The 5,657-nt window shown below is 69.6% G+C and carries 7 protein-coding genes and 1 pseudogene; 7 read left to right on the top strand and 1 reads right to left on the bottom strand.

Annotated features, from left to right (window positions below; translation table 11 throughout):
• Positions 1 to 398, top strand: a 398-nt coding sequence (locus QM634_RS15685) for a DUF4190 domain-containing protein (RefSeq protein WP_415043704.1), incomplete at its 5' end; no start/stop codon positions are given.
• A 113-nt stretch (positions 399 to 511) separates the two neighbouring features.
• Positions 512 to 685, top strand: a complete 174-nt coding sequence (gene rpmF / locus QM634_RS15680; RefSeq protein ID WP_415043703.1) for a 50S ribosomal protein L32 — start codon at positions 512 to 514, stop codon at positions 683 to 685.
• Positions 686 to 747: 62 nt separating this feature from the next.
• Here rpmF and QM634_RS15675 read toward each other — a convergent pair whose 3' ends face one another.
• On the bottom strand, positions 748 to 1,521 hold the full coding sequence (locus QM634_RS15675; RefSeq protein WP_415043702.1) for an SDR family oxidoreductase: 774 nt from the start codon (positions 1,519 to 1,521) through the stop codon (positions 748 to 750).
• 179 nt (positions 1,522 to 1,700) lie between these two features.
• On the opposite strand from QM634_RS15675, the gene QM634_RS15670 reads away from it, so the two are divergent.
• The 5 genes and pseudogenes from QM634_RS15670 to QM634_RS15650 all read left to right on the top strand — a co-directional run.
• On the top strand, positions 1,701 to 2,549 hold the full coding sequence (locus tag QM634_RS15670) for a hypothetical protein (RefSeq protein ID WP_415043701.1): 849 nt from the start codon (positions 1,701 to 1,703) through the stop codon (positions 2,547 to 2,549).
• A gap of 127 nt (positions 2,550 to 2,676) precedes the next feature.
• The gene (locus QM634_RS15665; RefSeq protein WP_415043700.1) at positions 2,677 to 3,462 is read left to right on the top strand and encodes a hypothetical protein; all 786 of its coding nucleotides are present in this window, start codon (positions 2,677 to 2,679) and stop codon (positions 3,460 to 3,462) included.
• 12 nt (positions 3,463 to 3,474) lie between these two features.
• Positions 3,475 to 4,269, top strand: a complete 795-nt coding sequence (locus tag QM634_RS15660) for a hypothetical protein (RefSeq protein ID WP_415043699.1) — start codon at positions 3,475 to 3,477, stop codon at positions 4,267 to 4,269.
• Between the two features lie 56 nt (positions 4,270 to 4,325).
• A complete protein-coding gene (locus QM634_RS15655; protein WP_415043698.1) occupies positions 4,326 to 5,009 on the top strand; it encodes a response regulator transcription factor in 684 nt (227 codons plus the stop codon).
• Positions 5,010 to 5,071: 62 nt separating this feature from the next.
• Positions 5,072 to 5,657 (top strand): annotated as a pseudogene (locus tag QM634_RS15650) (two-component sensor histidine kinase); the annotation flags it as partial.

Below are 5,657 nucleotides of genomic sequence, written 5' to 3'. Positions count from 1 at the left end.
CGGGTCCGGCCGCCGCGCCGGTGCCGCCGGGCTACCCGGCCCCGCCGACCGGGTACCAGGCGCCGGTGCCGCAGCCGGGTTACGGCACCGCCCCGACGCCCGACCCGTACGCCGCCGCCTACGGCTACCAGGCCTACCCGGTGGCCGCCGCCTCGACGAGTGGCCTGGCCATCGCCGCACTGGTGACCGGCCTCGCCGGCCTCGTCCTGTGCGGCTTCACCGGCCCGATTGCGCTGATCCTGGGCATCGTCGCCCTCAAGCAGGCCAACGACGCGGTCGCGCCGAACTCGAGCGACAAGCCGATGGCGATCACCGGCATCGTCTTGGGCGGCCTCATGACCCTCGGTTGGGTCCTGTGGCTCCTGATCGTCATCATCGGCGCCGCCAGCGGGGCCTGATCGCGTTTTGGTCCTGACCCGACCCGGATGTATTCTGGTCGGGTTGCGCGCCCACCTGCGGATCGTCGGGATGTCGGCGCACTCCAAGACTTGAAGGAAAGAAGGGCAGAACCATGGCCGTACCGAAGCGCCGCATGTCGCGGGCCAACACCCACAGCCGCCGCTCGCAGTGGAAGGCCGACAACCCGCAGCTGCAGGAGGTCAAGGTCAACGGTGTCCCGCAGCGCCTCCCGCGCCGCCTGGTGAAGGCCGCCGAGCTCGGTCTCATCGACATCGACCGCCGCTAGGCATCGGATACACGTAAAAAGGACGCCCACACACGGTGTGGGCGTCCTTTTTGTGTGCGCGCTCAGTTCTGGGCGATGGCCTTGTTCACCAGGCGCGAGACGAAGTTCGGCACGACCTTGCTGGCGTTGTTCAGCACGGTCGTCTGCACGCCCACCGAGTAGTGCGTCCGGTGGATCACCTTGTCCGCGGCCTTCGGGTGCACCGAGGTCCAGATGCGGTCGGCGACCTGCTCGGGGGTGATGCGGATGCCGAGGGTCTTCGCCGACTTGGTGTCGGCATCGGCCAGGGCGGTCTTGGCCCACAGCGGCCAGATCGCGACGACGCGGATGTCGTCGGCCTGCCACTCCAGTTCGAGGGCCTCGGTGAGCCCGGCGACGTAGAACTTGGCCGCCGAGTAGGTCGCGATGTCCGGCTGGCCGTAGATCGCCGACGCGGAGGCGATGTTCACCAGGTGCGCACCGGGCGTCGCCTTCAGGTACGGGTAGGCGGCCTGGGCGCCGAGGGTGACGCCGAGGACGTCGATGTCGATCTGCGCCTGGACGGCGTCGGGGGAGATGGAGTCGAGCCGACCGCCGACGAGGACGCCGGCGTTGTTGTCGAGCACGTCGAGCTTGCCGTCGGTGTGCGCGGTGAACTCGGCCAGCGCCTTGGCCCACTGTGCGGGCTTGCGGACGTCGAGCTTTCCGGTGATGAACTCCGGGTGCTCCTTCTTGACCGCCTTGAGGGCCTCGGCGTCGACGTCGTAGACGCCGACGGTCCATCCTTGCGCTCCGAACCGCTTGGCGGTGGCGAGTCCGATTCCGGCGGCTCCGCCGGAGATGAAGATCGAGGGCATCGGGTTCCTACCTTCGTGCGCTGGGGAATTGGGGCGTTCGTGCCAACTGAGGTTGTCATAGTTACCCGGCGGTAGCCAAGGGCAGGGTCACGATTGGGCGTCAATCCCAGCGCGCAACGGCCGATATTGGTAATTTTTGCCTGTTCTACCCAATTACCTTCACGATCTCGGGAGCCTCAATGACTCAGCCGCCCATCAATCCGGGCCAGCAACCGCCGAACGTTCCGCCGCAGCCGGGCCAGGTCCCGCCTGCCGGTGCGCCGGGCGCCTACCCGCCGCCCCCGCCCCCCGGCGGCTACGCACCGGTTCCCGGAGCCCCCGGCTTCAGCGTCGGCGAGGGCTTCAGCTGGGCGTTCAACAAGTTCGGCAAGAACTGGGCCCCGCTGGTCCTGGCGACCCTCGTCTTCGGCCTGATCATCGGTGTCGTCAACGGCATCTTCCAGGGCATCGCGAGCGCACTCGCCGACACGTCCACCAGCACCTTCAGCAGCGATGACGGCACCGTCTCCTTCGGCCTCACCACGGCCGGTTTCGGCGTCGGCAGCTGGCTGGTCATGATCCTCGGCCTGATCGTCTCGCTGGTGATCGGCGGATACGTCGCCGCCTCGTACTGGAACGGCGTCCTCAAGATCGCCGACGGCCAGCAGGTCACCTTCGGGTCCTTCTTCCAGCCGCGCAACGTCGGCCAGGTGATCATCGGTTCGGTCCTGTCGGGCCTGATCATCTCGATCGGCATGGCGCTGTGCGTCCTGCCGGGCCTGATCGCCGCGATCTTCCTGTACTTCACCACCGTCGCGATCGTCGACCACAACCTCAGCGGTGTCGACGGCCTGAAGGCCAGCTTCAACGTCGTCAAGGCGAACTTCGGTTCGACCCTGCTGACCTGGCTGCTCGCGGTCGTCATCGTGTTCGTCGGCGCGCTGCTGTGTGGCGTCGGCCTGCTCGCGGCCGTGCCGATCGCCGCGCTGTTCGTCGCCTTCGCGTGGCGCAAGCTGACCGGCGGTTACGTCGCTCCGCAGACGCAGTAACGGTTTGACCGGCACTCGGGCCCCCGCCATTCGGCGGGGGCCCGAGTCGTTTGGGCGCCGGCCGGTCCGGCCCGTCGGGACCGGATAGTGTTTGAGCCGGACCTGCCCGACCCCGAGAGGACGATCCATGACCCAGCCACCCGAACAGGCGTATCCCGCGCACGTCGGCGCCAGCGAGGCGCAGCCCGCGGCCTACGCGGTGCACCCCGATCCCAATGCGACGCCGTACAGCATCGCCGGGGCGTTCAGCTGGTCGCTGGGCAAGTTCTCGGCGAACGCCGTCGGACTCGTCGGCGGTGCGCTGGTCCACACCCTGCTGCAGGCGATCGGGCCGCTCATCGGCGTCGGCGGCGCCTTTGCCCTGGCCGACCGAGTGACCGTCGTCGAGGCGGGACCGGGGATGGTCGAGGAGGTCGGCGAGGCCACCCTCGGTGCCGGCAGCATCGCGGCCATCGTCGTCGGTGCCCTGGTGGCCCTGCTCCTGGCGGCCTACTCGCTCTCGGCCTACATCGGCGGTGTCGTCGACATCGCCAACGGCCAGCTCACGACCTTCGGCTCCTTCTTCCGGCCGCGCCACTACGGCTCGGTCCTGGCGGCCGTGCTCGTCCTGCTGATCGCCATCGCCCTCGGGTCGATCGTGATCGTCGGCGGCGTGATCGTCGTCTTCCTGTTCTGGTTCGCGATCCCGATCATCGTCGACCGCGGCACCGGGCCGCTGGCGGCGATGAAGGAGAGCGCCGAGCTGGTGCGCGCGAACTTCGGCGAATCGCTGGTCACCGCGCTGCTCGTCGGCATGGTGTGGGTCGTCGGCAACAGCGCCTGCGGCATCTTCGTCATCGTGACCGCGCCCATCGCCACCCTGATCGCGGTCTTCGCGCTGCGCCGGTTCGCCGACCAGCAGATCGCCCCCTAGGAGGCCGTCGCGATGACCGAGACTCCGCGTCCCGAGGACGCCGTGCCCCAGCCTCCGGTGGCCCAACCGCCGGTGCCCCCGGTCCCGCCGCCGGGTGCGCCCCTCCCGCCGCCGGCGTACCGACCCGATCCGAACACCGTTCCCTACAGTCTCGACGTCGGGTTCCGCTGGGCCTGGTCGAAGCTGACGTCGAACGCGGCGGGCGCGATCGTGGGCGCCCTCGTGCTGGTCGCCGTCTCGATGATCGGCGCCTTCATCGCGATGGCCGGCGTCTTCGCGCTGATGGCCAGCGGCGACACCGGCACCTCCGACGACCTGCAGCTCGACCCCGGGTCGGCCGCCGGCATCACCGGAATCGTGCTGATCGTCGTCGGTTCGCTCGTCTCCCTGCTGACCGCCGCCTACCAGGGCAGCGCCTACACCGGCGGCCTGCTCGACATCGCCAACGGCGTGCCCACGACCATCGGCTCCTTCCTGCGGCCCCGCCGCTTCGGCACCGTCTTGGCCGTGGTGCTCCTGCAGGCGTTGGCCGTCCTGGTCGGCCTGCTGGTCTTCTGCGTCGGCGGATTCGTCGTCGCCTTCTTCCTCATGTTCACCGTGTTCGCGGTCCTCGACCGCAACGTGGGCGCGGTGGCGGGGATGAAGGCCAGCGCCTCGATCGTGCGCCACCGGATCGGCGACGCCCTCGTGCTGTGGCTGGTCGTCATGGTGCTCTCGATGTTCCTGGGCATCCTCGCCTACCCGTTCGTGCAGCTGCTGACCGTGTTCGCCTACCGGCGCCTGGCCGATCAGCCCGTCGCACCGTGACCGGCGCAATCGTCGTCCTCCGCGAATTCTCAGGCGCGCTGGGCTAAGAATGAGACATGCGGATTCTTGTCGTCGATGACGATCGCGCGGTGCGCGAGTCGCTGCGCCGTTCCCTGACGTTCAACGGTTACGTCGTGGAGACGGCCGGCGACGGACTCGAGGCACTCGAGAAGGTCGTGGCCCAACGGCCCGACGTGCTGCTCCTGGACGTGATGATGCCGCGGATGGACGGCCTGGAGGTCTGCCGTCGACTCCGGTCGGCCGGCGACGACCTGCCGATCCTCGTGCTGACCGCGCGCGACTCGGTGTCCGAGCGGGTCGCCGGCCTCGACGCCGGTGCCGACGACTACCTGGCCAAGCCGTTCGCGCTCGAGGAACTCCTGGCCCGGTTGCGCGCCCTGCTGCGCCGCACCGGCCCCGACGAGGAGGATTCGGAGGCCCTCGAGTTCGAGGACCTGCGCCTGGACCCGGTGACCCGCGACGTCACTCGCGGCGAACGGTCGATCAGCCTGACCCGCACCGAGTTCGCGCTGCTGGAGATGCTGATGGCCAACCCGCGCCGCGTCCTGTCGCGCAGCCGCATCCTCGAAGAGGTGTGGGGCTACGACTTTCCGACGTCGGGCAATGCGCTGGAGGTCTACGTCGGCTATCTGCGCCGCAAGACCGAGGCCGACGGTGAGCCGCGTCTGATCCACACCGTCCGCGGCGTCGGATACGTGCTGCGGGAGACGCCGCCCTGAGTCTCTGGTCCGATGTGCGGCGGTGGTCCGAGCGCCACCGCGAGGAGGTCGCGCACCGCGAGATGCGCGAGCCCTTCGCCCTCACCCGCTCGGCCTCCCTCACCACCCGCGTCGCCCTGCTGTCGGCGACGGTCGTGGCGGTGTCGGTGTCCTTGATGGCGGCCGCCGCCTATTTCGTCGTCTACCGCGCGATGTACAACGACATCGACCGGCAGCTGGAGAGCCGCGCCGACGGCATGACGGCCCTCTCGCGCACCGGGGCGCTCGGCGGCAACCCGCAGCGCGTGGTGTCCGGGGCGGTGTTCTCCACGAACATCTCGGTTGCCCTGATCCGCCCCGACGGGCAGACCTTCCTGGTCGGCTCGGTGCCCTTCGACGCCCCCGAGCGGCGGATCGTGCGCAGCGCCAACCGGCCCGGACAGCACAACCAGAGCCTGCGGACGGTCGACGACCAGCGGGTGCTGGCCCGCAAGCTCGACGACGGCTACAGCCTGATCATGGCGCAGAGCCTGCTGCACACCGAGCGGGTGCTCAAACGCCTCGCCTGGGTGCTGCTCGTCGTCGGCGGCGGGGGAGTGGCGCTGGCGGCCCTCGCCGGCACGACGGTGGCCCGCACCGGCCTGCGCCCGGTCGCCCGGCTGACCCGCG

The organism is Gordonia sp. (in: high G+C Gram-positive bacteria), from assembly GCF_047606305.1.
Taxonomy (GTDB): domain Bacteria; phylum Actinomycetota; class Actinomycetes; order Mycobacteriales; family Mycobacteriaceae; genus Gordonia.
The sequence above is the reverse complement of the archived record's forward strand: the minus strand, read 5'-3'. Positions and strand labels throughout refer to the sequence as shown.